This window comes from Streptomyces sp. NPDC030798 (assembly GCF_055572275.1).
Genome location: NZ_JBVIDR010000004.1, coordinates 1 through 13,772, shown reverse-complemented (window position 1 = coordinate 13,772; position 13,772 = coordinate 1). Strand labels below are relative to the sequence as shown.

Sequence of the window (13,772 nt, the reverse complement as noted above, 5' to 3'; positions counted from 1 at the left end):
GGCGTACACCCGACACGCCGAGTGACCCACGGACCTACTCGGACTCTCCGCGAATCAGGGCGAGCACCCCGTCCAGCTCGTCGGGCTTCACCAGAACGTCACGCGCCTTCGAACCCTCGCTGGGCCCCACGATGTTCCGGGACTCCATGAGGTCCATCAGCCGCCCCGCCTTGGCGAAGCCGACGCGCAGCTTGCGCTGGAGCATCGACGTCGACCCGAACTGGGTGGAGACCACCAGCTCGGCCGCCTGGCACAGCAGGTCGAGGTCGTCGCCGATGTCCTCGTCGATCTCCTTCTTCTGCTTGCTGCCCACGGTGACGTCGTCCCGGAAGACCGGCGCCATCTGGTCCTTGCAGTGCTGCACGACGGCCGCGACCTCGGCCTCGGTGACGAACGCGCCCTGCATACGCGTCGGCTTGCTCGCGCCCATCGGCAGGAACAGTCCGTCGCCCTTGCCGATGAGCTTCTCGGCGCCGGGCTGGTCGAGGATGACCCGCGAGTCGGCGAGCGAGGAGGTGGCGAACGCCAGCCGCGAGGGCACGTTGGCCTTGATGAGGCCGGTGACCACGTCGACCGACGGGCGCTGGGTGGCGAGCACCAGGTGGATGCCGGCCGCGCGCGCGAGCTGAGTGATGCGCACGATGGCGTCCTCGACGTCGCGCGGGGCGACCATCATCAGGTCGGCCAGCTCGTCCACGATCACCAGCAGGTACGGGTACGGCTGCAGCTCGCGCTCGCTGCCCTCCGGCGGCTTCACCCTGCCCTCGCGCACGGCGCGGTTGAAGTCGTCGATGTGCCGGTAGCCGTAGGCGGCGAGGTCGTCGTAGCGCAGGTCCATCTCGCGCACGACCCACTGCAGCGCCTCGGCGGCCCGTTTCGGATTGGTGATGATCGGCGTGATCAGGTGCGGGATGCCCTCGTAGGCGGTCAGCTCGACGCGCTTGGGGTCGACGAGGATCATCCGGACGTCCTCGGGGGTCGCCCGCATCATGACCGAGGTGATCAGACAGTTGATGCAGGACGACTTGCCGGATCCGGTGGCACCGGCGACGAGCATGTGCGGCATCTTCGCCAGCGAGTGCATCACGTACCCGCCCTCGACGTCCTTGCCGAAGGCGACCAGCATCGGGTCGTCGTCCTCGGCGGACTCCGCGAGGCGCAGCACGTCGCCCAGGTTCACCATCTCGCGGTCGGTGTTGGGGATCTCGATGCCCACCGCGGACTTGCCGGGGATGGGGCTGATGATCCGTACGTCCGGGCTGGCGACCGCGTACGCGATGTTCTTCGTCAGCGCGGTGATGCGCTCCACCTTCACGGCGGGGCCGAGTTCGACCTCGTAGCGGGTCACCGTCGGTCCGCGCGTGAAGCCGGTGACGGCCGCGTCGACCTTGAACTCGGTGAAGACCTGGGTGAGCGAGGCGACCACCGCGTCGTTGGCGGCGCTGCGCGCCTTGCCGGGGCCGCCGCGCGTGAGGAGGTCCAGCGAGGGCAGCGCGTAGGTGATGTCCCCGGACAGCTGGAGCTGCTCCGCGCGCGCGGGCAGGTCGCGCGGCTCCTCGGGGGCCTTCTTGGTGAGGTCGGGGACGCTCCCGGTCGGGAGTTTCTCCTGCTTCGGCCGCGCGGCCGGGACGGGCGCCGCAGCGGGCGCGGGCGCAGCTGCGGGTGCGGGTGCCGGCGCGGGCACCGGGGTGGTGTCCTCCCGCTCGCCCACGCTGACCCCCTGGGTGAGGTCGGCGACGAGCGGCGACGGTGGCATGCCGTGCAGCACGGCACCGTCGAGCGCGGCCGCGGCGGCGGCCGCCACGTCCACGGCGTCCATCTGCCGGTGCGGATCGGGCTGCGGCACCGCGGAGCGCCGGGGGCGGCCGCGGCGCTGCGAGAGGGCCTGCTCCTCGGCGCTGTCGTGGTCGTACGCCTCCGGGGCGCCACGGCGCCCGCGGGGGCGCGCGGGCAGCGCCTCGCGCCACTGCTCCTCGTACCGCTGGTCGTCCGCGGTCTCCTCGTACTCCTCCGGGTCCGGCAGCAGGCCCAGGCGCACGCCGAGCGCGCGCAGGCGCTGCGGGACGGCGTTGACCGGGGTGGCGGTCACCACGAGCAGCCCGAAGATCGTCAGCAGCACCAGCAGGGGTACGGCGAGCACCTCGGTCATGGCGTACGTCAGCGGGGTCGCCGCCGCCCAGCCGATGAGGCCGCCGGCGTCCCTTATGGCCTGCATGCCGTCGCTGCGGGCGGGCGAGCCGCAGGCGATGTGGACCTGGCCGAGCACGCCGACGAGGAGCGCGGACAGGCCGATGACGATCCGGCCGTTGGCCTCCGGCTGCTCCGGGTGCCGGATGAACCGTACGGCGATCACGGCGAGCAGGATCGGCACCAGCAGGTCGAGCCGGCCGAAGGCGCCGGTGACCAGGATCTCCACGAGGTCGCCGACGGGGCCGCGCAGGTCGGCCCAGGTGCCGGCGGCGACGATCAGCGCGACACCGAGCAGCAGCAGTGCGATGCCGTCCTTGCGGTGGGCCGGGTCGAGATTCTTCGCGCCCTGCCCTATGCCCCGGAAGACGGCGCCGACGGCGTGCGCGAGCCCCAGCCAGAGGGCGCGCACCAGCCGGTACAGGCCCCCCGTGGGGCTGGGGGCCGGCCTGGGCGGCGCGGCCTTCCTCGCCGGGGCCTTCTTGGCGGGCGCCTTCTTGGCCGGGGCCTTCTTCGCGGCGGCCTTCTTCGCCGAAGCCCTCGCCGGAGCAGCCGCCTTCTTGGCGGGCTGCTTCTTGGCTGCGGAGGGACGTGAGGCCATGGAGGTGAGGTTACCGGGGGAGACGACTGCGGACACGTGTGCCCACTGCTTCACCCGTTCGTGTCGCCCCCGCCGGGGCGCGGAACTGACGCACGCTCACGGGCAACTCCGCACTCCCCGCGCGTCAGTTCTGCGACGGCACCGACGCGCCGCCGCTGCCCGCGCCCGGCTCGAGGGCGTCCAGCGCCCGGCGCAGCCCGGTGAGTTTGCGTTCGAGATGGGCCGCCGTGGCCACCGCGGCCGCGTCCGCCGACTCGTCGTCCAGCTGTTTGGACAGCGCCTCCGCCTGCTCCTCCACGGCGGCGAGCCGCGCCGACAGCTCGGCGAGCAGCCCGGCGGACTCCTTGCCGCCGACCGCGCCCTTGCCGCCGCCCTCCAACTGCAGCCGCAGCAGCGCCGCCTGCTCCCGCAGCTGGCAGTTCTTCATGTACAGCTCGACGAACACCGAGACCTTCGCGCGCAGCACCCACGGGTCGAACGGCTTGGAGATGTAGTCGACCGCGCCCGCCGCGTAACCCCGGAAGGTGTGGTGCGGGCCGTGGTTGATCGCGGTGAGGAAGATGATCGGGATGTCCCGGGTCCGCTCCCGCCGCTTGATGTGCGCGGCTGTCTCGAACCCGTCCATGCCCGGCATCTGGACATCCAGCAGAATGACCGCGAAATCGTCCGTGAGCAGTGCTTTGAGCGCTTCCTCCCCGCTCGATGCCCGCACCAGCGTCTGATCGAGCGCAGAGAGGATGGCCTCCAGCGCCAGCAGATTCTCCGGCCGGTCATCGACCAGGAGGATCTTGGCCTTCTGCACCATGGCCCGCCCTCCTCGCCCCGGCGGTACACCGGGCGCCGCCCCAGGGGACGACTCCCTTTCGCCGCCCGTCCTTGTGCCGGTCATCGTAGCCGCACCCCGCCCGTCGCCACACCCTGTCACCGTGATGTCACTGTGCACGTACCTGAAACGCGGCGCGAGTCCGGAACGTTCCCGGAATCCGGCATTCCCACACCTCCCACCATCCCGCGAACCGGCGGCCCCGGGTACTCGCGCCCGGTTCCCGCCACGTTCACGTCCGCGCGGCGCCGTTCCGTCACTCGGCACCCATCCACTGCCGCATGACCGCCAGCAGGTGGTCCGGGTCGACCGGCTTGGTCACATAGTCGGAGGCACCCGACTCGATGGCCTTCTCCCGGTCGCCCTTCATCGCCTTCGCGGTCAGCGCGATGATCGGCAGCCCGGCGAACTGCGGCATCCTGCGGATCGCCGTGGTCGTCGCGTACCCGTCCATCTCCGGCATCATGATGTCCATCAGCACCACCGCCACGTCGTCGTGCTGCTCCAGCACCTCGATGCCCTCGCGGCCGTTCTCGGCGTACAGCACCGACAGCCCGTGCTGTTCCAGGACGCTGGTCAGCGCGAACACGTTGCGGATGTCGTCGTCGACGATCAGCACCTTCTCACCGCCGAACCGCACCCCGCGCGCGGACTGCGGCGCGCTGTCCTGCTCGGCGACCGTCGTCCACTGTTCGGGCCGCTGCTCCGACGACAGCAGACTGCGCCGGCGGCGCCGGAAGAGCGCGGCCGCGCCGTTCTGCGTCTCCTGGTACGACTTCACCTCGGCCGGCGTCTCGATCTCCGCTGCGGACAGCTCCGAGGACCGGCGCGCCTCGGAGGCGACCAGCTCACCGGCCTCCAGCGTGGCCAGGGACTGCTGGTAGCCCTGCGGCGGCAGTTCGCTCGGGTGCAGCGGCAGGTAGAGCGTGAACGTCGAGCCGCGGCCCGGCTCGCTCTGCGCGTGGATCTCGCCGCCGAGCAGCTGCGCGATCTCCCGCGAGATGGACAGTCCCAGCCCGGTGCCGCCGTACTTGCGGCTCGTCGTGCCGTCCGCCTGCTTGAACGCCTCGAAGATCACCCGCATCTTGCTGGCCGCGATGCCGATACCGGTGTCGGTCACCGAGAACGCGATCAGCGGCGCGTCCGCATCGGTGAGCGAGCCGGCCTCCAGCAGCTGCTCGCGGATACCCACCGGCACATCCGCGCCGGCGGGCCGGATCACCAGCTCCACCGATCCGGAGTCGGTGAACTTCACCGCGTTGGACAGCAGGTTCCGCAGCACCTGCAGCAGCCGCTGCTCGTCGGTGTGCAGGGTCGCGGGCAGCTCCGGGGAGACCCGCACGGACAGATCCAGGCCCTTCTCCGCCGTCAGCGGCCGGAAGGTGGCCTCCACGTAGTCCACGAGCTGGACGAGCGCGATGCGCGTCGGGGAGACGTCCATCTTGCCCGCCTCGACCTTCGACAGGTCCAGGATGTCGTTGATCAGCTGCAGCAGGTCCGAGCCGGCGCCGTGGATCGTCTCGGCGAACTCCACCTGCTTCGGCGAGAGGTTGCCCTCGGCGTTGTCGGCGAGCAGCTTGGCCAGAATCAGCAGCGAGTTGAGCGGCGTACGCAGCTCGTGCGACATGTTGGCGAGGAACTCGCTCTTGTAGCGCATCGACACCGCGAGCTGCTCGGCACGCTCCTCCAGGACCTGCCGGGCCTCCTCGATCTCGGTGTTCTTCACCTCGATGTCCCGGTTCTGCCGGGCCAGCAGCTCGGCCTTCTCCTCCAGTTCGGCGTTGGAGGCCTGCAGCGCCTTCTGCCGGTTCTCCAACTCCGCCGACCGCTCGCGCAGTTGCTCGGTCAGCTCCTGCGACTGCTTCAGCAGCTGCTCGGTCTTGGTGTTGACCGAGATGGTGTTGACGCTGGTCGCGATCATCTCGGCGATCTGGTTGAGGAAGTCCTTCTGGATCTGCGTGAACGGCGTGAACGACGCCAGCTCGATCACGCCGAGCACCGTGCCCTCGAACAGCACCGGCAGCACGATCACCTGCGCGGGCGGGGCCTCGCCGAGCCCGGAGGAGATCTTCAGATAGCCGCTGGGCGCGTTCTCCACCAGGATCGTGCGCTTCTCCTCGGCGGCCGTGCCGATGAGCGCCTCACCCGGCCGGAACGACGTCGGCATGGAGCCCATCGAGTAGCCGTACGAGCCGAGCATCCGCAGTTCGTACTGGTCCTCGGCACCGCCCCCGAGGTCCTGGCCCTCCATGAGCGGCATCGCCACGAAGAACGCGCCGTGCTGCGCGGAGACCACCGGGGTCAGCTCGCTCATGATCAGCGAGGCGACGTCCTCCAGGTCCCGGCGGCCCTGCATCAGGGCGGAGATGCGGGCAAGGTTGCCCTTGAGCCAGTCCTGCTCCTTGTTGGCGATCGTGGTGTCGCGCAGGTTGGCGATCATCTTGTTGATGTAGTCCTGCAGCTCCTGGATCTCGCCGGACGCGTCCACGTCGATCTTCAGGTTCAGGTCGCCGCGGGTCACCGCGGTCGCCACGCGCGCGATGGCACGCACCTGCCGGGTCAGGTTCCCGGCCATCTCGTTCACGGACTCGGTGAGGTCCCGCCAGGTGCCGTCGACGTCCCGCACGCGTGCCTGGCCGCCGAGCTGCCCCTCGGTACCCACCTCGCGGGCCACACGCGTGACCTCCTCGGCGAAGCTGGACAGCTGATCAACCATCGTGTTGATCGTCGTCTTCAGCTCGAGGATCTCACCGCGGGCGTCAATGTCGATCTTCTTGGTCAAGTCACCCTTCGCGATGGCCGTCGTCACCATCGCGATGTTGCGCACCTGACCGGTCAGGTTGGACGCCATCTGGTTCACGGACTCGGTGAGGTCCTTCCAGGTGCCGGCCACACCCGGTACGTGCGCCTGGCCGCCCAGGATGCCGTCCGTGCCCACCTCACGGGCCACCTTGGTGACCTGGTCGGCGAACGAACTCAGCGTCTTGACCATCGTGTTGATGGTGTCGGCGAGCTGCGCCACCTCACCGCGCGCCTCGATGGTCACCTGCCGCGTCAGGTCACCGTTGGCCACCGCCGCCGCGACCTGGGAGATGTTGCGCACCTGCATGGTCAGGTTGTTGGCCATCAGGTTGACGTTGTTGCTCAGGTCCTTCCAGATGCCCGTGACGCCCGGAACGTGCGCCTGGCCGCCCAGGATGCCCTCGGTACCCACCTCACGGGCCACCCGGGTCACCTGCTCGGCGAAGCTGGACAGCTGATCAACCATCGTGTTGACCGTCGTGACGAGCTCAAGAATCTCGCCCTTGGCGTCAACGGTGATCTTCTTGGACAGGTCGCCCTTGGCGACCGCCGTCGTGACCTCGGCGATGTTGCGCACCTGGATGGTCAGGTTGTTCGCCATGAAGTTCACGGACTGCGTGAGGTCCTTCCAGGTGCCGGAGACGCCCTGGACCTCGGCCTGGCCGCCCAGGATGCCCTCCGTGCCCACCTCACGGGCCACTCGCGTGACCTCCTGGGCGAAGGACGACAACTGGTCGACCATCGTGTTCAGCGTGTTCTTCAGCTCCAGGATCTCCCCGCGCGCGTCCACGGTGATCTTCTGGGACAGGTCGCCGCGGGCCACGGCGGTGGCCACCTGGGCGATGTTGCGCACCTGGGCAGTGAGGTTGCCCGCCATGCCGTTCACGGAGTCGGTCAGGTCCCGCCACACACCGGCCACGCCCGGCACCTGCGCCTGACCGCCGAGGCGCCCCTCGGTGCCCACGTCCCGGGCGACCCGGGTCACCTGGTCGGCGAAGGCGGACAGCTGATCAACCATCGTGTTGATGGTGTTCTTCAGCTCGAGGATCTCCCCGCGCGCGTCGACATCGATCTTCTGCGACAGGTCACCCCGCGCCACGGCCGTCGTCACCTGGGCGATCTGCCGCACCTGGGAGGTGAGGTTGCCGGCCATGAAGTTGACGGAGTCCGTCAACTCCTTCCACGTGCCCGACACGCCGTCCACGCGCGCCTGACCGCCGAGGCGGCCCTCGGTGCCCACGTCCCGCGCCATCCGGGTGACCTGGTCGGCGAAGCTCGACAGCTGGTCCACCATCGTGTTCACGGTGTTCTTGAGCTGGAGCATCTCGCCGGAGACGTCCACGGTGACCTTCTGCGACAGGTCGCCGTTGGCCACCGCCGTGGTCACCTGGGCGATGTTGCGCACCTGACCGGTCAGATTGCGGAACGCCGTGTTGACGGAGTCCGTCAGGTCCTTCCACGTACCGGCCGCACCCGGCACCTGCGCCTGGCCGCCCAGCTCACCCTCGACACCGATCTCCCGCGCGACACGGGTCACCTCGGCACCGAACGCCGACAGCTGGTCCACCATCCCGTTGACGGTGTTCTTCAGCTCCAGCATCTCGCCGGCCACGTCCACCGTGACCTTCTGCGACAGGTCACCACTGGCCACCGCGGTCGTCACCGCGGCGATGTCCCGCACCTGCGTCGTCAGGTTCCGGAACACCGTGTTGACGGAGTCCGTCAGGTCCTTCCACGTGCCGGCGACACCCGGCACCGTCGCCTGACCGCCCAGCCGGCCCTCGGCACCGACCTCGTTCGCCACGCGCGTGACCTCGTCCGCGAAGATCCGCAGCGTCTCGGTCATCTGGTTGATCGTGTCCGCGAGCTGCGCGACCTCCCCGCGCGCGGGGACGGTCACCTTCTGCGACAGATCGCCGTTGGCCACCGCCGTGGTCACCTGGGCGATGCCGCGCACCTGGGCCGTCAGATTGCCGGCCATCAGGTTCACCGAGTCGGTGAGCTCCTTCCAGGTGCCGTCCACACCCGGAACGTGCGCCTGACCGCCGAGGATGCCGTCCGTGCCCACCTCGCGCGCGACCCGCGTCACCTCCGAGGAGAACGCGGAGAGCTGGTCGACCATCGTGTTGACGGTGTTCTTCAGCTCCAGCATCTCGCCGGCGACATGCACGGTGACCTTGCGCGACAGGTCGCCCTTGGCCACCGCGGTGGTCACCAGGGCGATGTCCCGGACCTGCGCCGTCAGCCGGGACGCCATCGTGTTGACGGAGTCCGTCAGGTCCTTCCAGGAACCCGACAGCCCGCGCACCCGCGCCTGGCCGCCCAGCTTGCCCTCCGTGCCCACCTCGCTGGCCACACGCGTGACCTCGTCGGTGAACGTCGACAACTGGTCGACCAGGTTGTTGACCGTACGGCCGACCTTCAGGAACTCGCCCCGCAGCGGATGCCCGGTGGTCCCGTCCGGCGCCTGCGTCCGCAGGTCCATCCGGGGCGACAGATCGCCCTCGGCGACCGCCGTCAACACCCGGCTGACCTCCGACACCGGCCATACGAGGTCGTCGACGAGCGCGTTGGAGTTGTCGATGGCGGTGGCCCACGAGCCCTCGCAGGCCCCCGTCTCCAGCCGTTCCGTGAGCTTCCCCTCACGCCCCACCATGCGGCGCACCCGCGACATCTCGCCCGTCAGGTGCAGATTGCGGTCGGCCACCTCGTTGAAGACCGCCGCGATCTCCGACATCACACCGTCGCCGGAGACGGTGAGCCGTTTGCGGAAGTTGCCGTCGCGCATCGCCACAAGAGCCGCCAGCAGCCGGTTCAGGGCAGCGGTGTCCACGGCGGTGGTGCCGCCGTTCCTGCTCAGGGACGGTCCGCCTTTCGCGCGCGTCTTCGTGCCCCGCGTCGCTGCGCCAGACTCCACTGTGTCCCTCCCGGAGGGGTAGACCGTTACTGCCGTGCTCGGCCGCGTCGGCCCGGCGTGCCGCTTCCCCGGCATACCGGTTACTTCCGCGTACTCATTACTGTTCGGTATTTCTGCCAGACGAGATCCGGCCACACCAGGGGCTGCTGCCCGGCGTACACGGAACGCACGCAGCGCGACCCGACCTTCATCAGAAGCTTGCCCAGTGTTTCACCCCGGTCGAACCAGGCCATAACAGTTCGGCAGCTTCGCACATCGTCCGCACACCCTGAGGGGGTGAACCCCGGCGACCGGCATCCGCTCGGACGGCGAAGGTAAGTAACCTTGCATGCGGCTGTCCAGCCGCACCGGTCCGACCGGCCTGGGCGGTGGCACCAGAACGAGCGGGCATCGGAGGGGCGGCCGCAGACCATGACCACCGGACTGATCCCCGGGGAGCATCCCCCGGAGCCACGGCCGACGGGCGAGCTACTGCCGCAGCAGCGGCGCGAGCCGGCCGGCCACTCAGCCCTGCACGTCGACAACCGGCCGAGGAGTTCTGTGATCACCGCGCGCGCGGCTGCCAGCTTCGAGCCCGTCGGGCGATCGGTCGCGACCGCCCGGTCCTTCGTCCGCGACACCCTGCAGGGGTGGGGCTTCGCCGACATCGTCGACGACGCGGTGGTGCTCACCAGCGAACTGGTGACCAACGCGGTGGTGCACGCGGGCACGCACGCGGACGTGCTGTGCCTGCGCACCGAGGACGCCGTGCGCATCGAGGTCTCCGACCGCTACCCCGAGCGCGAGGTCCCCCTCCAGGGCTCCCCCTCCGCCATGGGCAGCCCCGACCGCGAAGGCGGCCGCGGCCTCCAGCTCTGCGCGGCCCTGGCCGCCCGCTGGGGCGTCGACTACACACCCACGCACAAGAACGTCTGGTTCCAGCTCGACCTGCCCGAACGCCCCGTCGGCACCCGCGCCGCCGGCCCCTCCCTGCCCGCCGACCTGCTCCCGCTCGCCGACGGCCGGGTCCGCGTCGCGGTCCTCCAGATCGACCGGAAGGGATCCGTCAGCGCCTGGAACGAGGACGCGGAGGAACTCTTCGGCTACCCGGCGAGCGAGGTCGTCGGCAAGCCCCTCACCGACCTCGCGGCCTGGCCGCACACCCCCGGAACCGGCACCGGCATCGCCGAGGCGCTGCAGCTCTCCCGCTGGGAGGGCAGCTACGGCATCCGCCGCGCCGACGGCCGGGTGGCCCCGGTCTACGCCTCCCACCTCAGGGTCCGCGACACCGGCGGCGAGCCCTCCACCGTCTGTCTCCTGGTCCGCGACCACGAGCGCGCCGTCCTGCAGACGCCCTCGCGCCTGCCCGCCGGCGACCAGAACGCCCCCTCCGACGGGCAGAACACCGACCCCTTCGAGGTGTTCATCGGCTCCCCCGCCCCGGACGACCTCGACGGACTGCTCCAGCGCACCGTGGAGCGGGCCCGCGACATGCTCGACGGCGACTCCGCGTTCCTGCTCCTCGCCACCGACGACGAGACCGAGTTGGAGGTCCGCGCCTCCACCGGTCTGCCCTCCGCCCGCCAGCGCTTCGCGCGCGTGCCCGTGGAGGCCGGCCCCGGACGCTACGGCTCCGCCCGCATGCCCGCCGTCCACGACGACCTCAGCGCGGTCCCCGGCGCCGTCCCCCTGCTGTCCGGCACCGGCATGCGCTCGGTGGTCACGGTCCCGCTCAAGGTCGAGGGCCGCCTCACCGGCTCGCTCGGGGTCGCTGCCGAGGCGCCCGGACGGTACTCCAACGAAGAGGCACTGCGCCTGCAGTTCGCCGCCGACCGCATCGCCCTGGCCGTCGAGTCCGCCCGCCTCGGCGAACTGGAGCGGTTGCGCCGAGGCTCCCTGAGCTTCCTCGTCGAGGCTTCCGACCTGCTGGCCGGCACCCTGGACCGGGACCAGACCCTGGCCCTCATGGCCCAGATGACGGTCCCGACCCTCGCGACCTGGTGCGCGGTCTACACGATCGCCGACCAGGCCTCCGAGCCGTACCTGTCGTACGTACTGCACGAGGACGAGGAACTCATCGACGGCATCAAGTCGCTGCTGTCGAAGATCTCCCCGCCCGACCCGGTGCCCACCCCGGGCGCCCGAGTCTGGAACGCCCCCGGCGAGGTCGCCCACCGGGCTGCCCTGCGCAGTTCGATGCGCAGCCTCGGCCTGGCCGGCGGCCCCACCCACCAGGTGGCCTCCGGCATCGGCCCCACGCTCGCGACCGCCTCCGCGGTCGGCGGCGAGACGGTCGTCCTGCCGCTCGTCGCCCGCAACCGCGTCATCGGCATGCTGACCCTCGGCAAGCCCACCGACGAACACTTCCGCCAGGAGATCCTCGAACTCGCCGAGGACCTGTCCCGCCGGGCCGCTCTCGCGCTGGACAACGCCCGCCTGTACTCGGAGCGCACAGCGATCAGCCAGTCCCTCCAGCGCAGCCTCCTGCCGCCCGGCCTGCCGCAGATCGACGGCGTCGAGGTCGAGGTCATCTACCGCGCGGCCGGCGAGGGCAACGAGGTCGGCGGCGACTTCTACGACCTGTTCCCCATCGGCAACGGCGCCTACGGCTTCGCTATCGGCGACGTCTGCGGCACCGGACCCAACGCCGCAGCCGTCACCGGCCTCGCCCGGCACGCCCTGCGCCTGCTGGCCCGCGAAGGGCTCTCCGGCCCGGCGGTCCTCCAGCGCCTGAACTCGGCCATTCTCGACGAGGGCGACCGCAGCCGCTTCCTGACCCTCCTCTACGGCGAGCTGCGCCCCCAGGAGGACGGCAGCGCCGAACTGAAGGTGGTCTGCGCCGGCCACCCGCTCCCGCTGCGCCTGCGCCAGGACGGCACGGTGGTCGCGGCGGCCGAACCGCAGCCGCTGCTCGGCGTCATCGAGGATCTCGAACTCTACGAGGAGACGGTCAGCCTCGACCCCGGGGACGTGCTGCTCTGCGTCACCGACGGGGTCACCGAACGCCGGGAGGGCACCCGCATGCTGGGCGACGACGGCCTCGCCGACGTCCTCACCACCTGCACGGGCCTCACGGCCGGCGCGGTCGCGGCCCGCATCATGCGCGCGGTGGAACGCTTCGCGTCTGACGCGCCGTCGGACGACATGGCGATCCTGGCGATGCGGGTCCCGGAAATCCACAAGGAAGTCTGAGATCACAGGGCAGGCCGAGCCCGCACGAAAAAGCCCCACCCAAGAGGGTGGGGCTTTTTGCTGGAGCCCCCAAACGGAATCGAACCGTTGACCTTCTCCTTACCATGGAGACGCTCTGCCGACTGAGCTATAGGGGCCGGTCGCTTTCGAGGTTTCCCTCCCGGCGACGAAGAAACTGTACCCCGAACCGGCGCGGTTCCCAAATTCGTTCGGCACCCGCTCAGAAGGCGGGCTGGAGCAGGCCCCCGAGGGCATTGCAGGCCGAGACGATCCGTTGCATCTCCCGCTTGGTGAGCGAGGCGTCCACGGGCAGCGCGAGCGTCTCGTCAGCAGCCCGCTCGGTCTCCGGCAGTGACAGGCAGCGACGGAACTGCGGCAACCGGTGCACAGGCGTCTTGACCGGTACCAGGCACTCAACTCCCTTGGCCCGCAGGGCTCGCGCGAAGGCGTCCCGGTCCGGCCGGCCGTTCCCCGGCACCCGCACGACGTACTGCTGGTACGTGTGCCCGTCCCCGCCGGTCGGGGTCCGTACGCCCTTGAGCCGGGTGTCCAGGTAAGCGGCCCGCTCCCGGCGCTGCGCCATCTCGTCGTACGGCGCCGCCGACTCGCCCTGTTCCAGCACCAGCAGGCCGTGCCGCTGCCCGAGCGCGTGCAATCGCCCGATGTCGGCCCGCCGTCCGAAGCGGTGTACGACAACGACCGCGGCGGTGCGCGGAGTTACGGCTGCCTCGACGGCTTCGGGGTCGAGGCAGTAGGTCACCGGATCTATGTCGGCGAACACCGGAAGCGCACCCGCCAGGGTCACGGCCTCGGCGACTTCCACGTTCCCGAAGGCCGGGACGACAACCTCGTCACCGGCTCCGACGCCGGCGGCCCTGAGCATTGCAGCAGTACCCATGGCAACGATGCTGAGCGGGCAACGTGAACGTAAAGTTACGCATACCAGAAAAGGGTCGGTCCCCGAACCGAAGTTCGGGGACCGACCCTTTCAATAATTGTTCGGCGGTGTCCTACTCTCCCACAGGGTCCCCCCTGCAGTACCATCGGCGCTGTGAGGCTTAGCTTCCGGGTTCGGAATGTAACCGGGCGTTTCCCTCACGCTATGACCACCGAAACACTATGAAACTGACAACCGGACCATGTGTGGCACATGGGGCTGTTCGTGGTTTCAGAACCAACACAGTGGACGCGAGCAACTGAGGACAAGCCCTCGGCCTATTAGTACCGGTCACCTCCACCAGTTACCTGGCTTCCAGATCCGGCCTATCAAC

5 protein-coding genes, 1 tRNA gene and 1 rRNA gene are annotated in these 13,772 nt (G+C 70.0%); 1 reads left to right on the top strand and 6 read right to left on the bottom strand.

Annotation, left to right across the window (positions count from 1 at the left end; translation table 11 throughout):
- Nucleotides 1–34 precede the first annotated feature (34 nt).
- The 3 genes from ACZ404_RS10835 to ACZ404_RS10825 all read right to left on the bottom strand — a co-directional run bounded on the left by ACZ404_RS10835 (nt 35) and on the right by ACZ404_RS10825 (nt 9,330).
- Nucleotides 35–2,788 (bottom strand): DNA translocase FtsK, encoded by a 2,754-nt coding sequence (locus tag ACZ404_RS10835; RefSeq protein WP_468438182.1) that lies wholly within the window; start codon nt 2,786–2,788, stop codon nt 35–37.
- A 124-nt stretch (nt 2,789–2,912) separates the two neighbouring features.
- Nucleotides 2,913–3,593, bottom strand: coding sequence for a response regulator (locus tag ACZ404_RS10830; RefSeq protein WP_468438180.1), 681 nt, complete (start codon nt 3,591–3,593; stop codon nt 2,913–2,915).
- Nucleotides 3,594–3,867: 274 nt separating this feature from the next.
- A complete protein-coding gene (locus ACZ404_RS10825) occupies nt 3,868–9,330 on the bottom strand; it encodes a HAMP domain-containing protein (protein ID WP_468438178.1) in 5,463 nt (1,820 codons plus the stop codon).
- A gap of 411 nt (nt 9,331–9,741) precedes the next feature.
- Here ACZ404_RS10825 and ACZ404_RS10820 point away from each other — a divergent pair, with 411 nt between their 5' ends.
- Complete coding sequence (locus tag ACZ404_RS10820; RefSeq protein WP_468438176.1) at nt 9,742–12,501, top strand: SpoIIE family protein phosphatase; 2,760 nt, start codon at nt 9,742–9,744, stop codon at nt 12,499–12,501.
- A gap of 61 nt (nt 12,502–12,562) precedes the next feature.
- Here ACZ404_RS10820 and ACZ404_RS10815 read toward each other — a convergent pair.
- The 3 genes from ACZ404_RS10815 to rrf all read right to left on the bottom strand — a co-directional run bounded on the left by ACZ404_RS10815 (nt 12,563) and on the right by rrf (nt 13,615).
- A tRNA-Thr gene (locus ACZ404_RS10815) sits at nt 12,563–12,638 on the bottom strand.
- An 83-nt stretch (nt 12,639–12,721) separates the two neighbouring features.
- Nucleotides 12,722–13,384: a DegT/DnrJ/EryC1/StrS family aminotransferase gene (locus ACZ404_RS10810; RefSeq protein ID WP_468438984.1), complete on the bottom strand. Its 663-nt coding sequence runs from the start codon at nt 13,382–13,384 to the stop codon at nt 12,722–12,724.
- Between the two features lie 114 nt (nt 13,385–13,498).
- Nucleotides 13,499–13,615: ribosomal RNA gene (gene rrf, locus ACZ404_RS10805) — 5S ribosomal RNA — on the bottom strand.
- Between the last annotated feature and the right edge of the window lie 157 nt (nt 13,616–13,772).

Bases quoted from the DNA above. Each gene is read 5' to 3' on its own strand.
- ACZ404_RS10835 (WP_468438182.1), bottom strand. From the start codon at position 2,788: ATGGCCTCACGTCCCTCCGCAGCCAAGAAGCAGCCCGCCAAGAAGGCG.
- ACZ404_RS10830 (WP_468438180.1), bottom strand. From the start codon at position 3,593: ATGGTGCAGAAGGCCAAGATCCTCCTGGTCGATGACCGGCCGGAGAAT.
- ACZ404_RS10820 (WP_468438176.1), top strand. From the start codon at position 9,742: ATGACCACCGGACTGATCCCCGGGGAGCATCCCCCGGAGCCACGGCCG.
- ACZ404_RS10810 (WP_468438984.1), bottom strand. From the start codon at position 13,384: ATGCTCAGGGCCGCCGGCGTCGGAGCCGGTGACGAGGTTGTCGTCCCG.